This is a genomic window from Hydrogenophaga electricum, assembly GCF_030160815.1.
Lineage (GTDB): Bacteria > Pseudomonadota > Gammaproteobacteria > Burkholderiales > Burkholderiaceae_C > Hydrogenophaga > Hydrogenophaga electricum.
This window is the reverse complement of record NZ_BSPB01000211.1, coordinates 1-509: the sequence shown is the minus strand read 5'-3', so window position 1 is coordinate 509 and position 509 is coordinate 1. Positions and strand designations below refer to the sequence as shown.

The window sequence follows — 509 nt, the reverse complement described above, 5'->3', positions numbered from 1 at the left end:
AGCATAGCTAGGTTAAGAGATAATTGAGCATGCCATGACGTTGTTAGGATTTCATAGAGACCTTTATGGCCCTGTCCTGTAAATGGGCCTTTATGAGCCTCCAAAATATCTTTCAGGCCATGACCAATACCCCAGTTGGTCCTATACATATGACCTGCGATCAGGAAAAGAATAGCAATAGCTAAATGATGGTGCGCAATATCGCTCAACCATAGACCGCCGGGTATTGGATCTAGCCCTCCGCGAAAACTAAGAAATTCTGCGTATTTGGACCAATTCAAGGTGAAAAAAGGGGTTGCTCCTTCGGCAAAACTAGGATAAAGTTGAGCCAAAAGGTCGCGATTCAAGATAAATTCATGAGGAAGTGGTATCTCCTTAGGATCAACCCCAGCGTCAAGAAATTGGTTAATCGGTAAAGATACATGGATTTGGTGCCCCGCCCAAGAAAGAGACCCAAGTCCTAATAACCCTGCTAAGTGATGATTCAACATGGATTCTACGTCTTGGAA

Annotated in this window: 1 protein-coding gene; it reads right to left on the bottom strand. The window is 43.8% G+C overall.

Features of this window, described 5'->3' with window-relative positions; translation table 11 throughout:
• Positions 1 to 491 (bottom strand): photosystem I psaA/psaB family protein (locus tag QQK43_RS23850; RefSeq protein ID WP_284309670.1); only part of this gene is annotated, 491 nt, incomplete at its 3' end.
• Between the last annotated feature and the right edge of the window lie 18 nt (positions 492 to 509).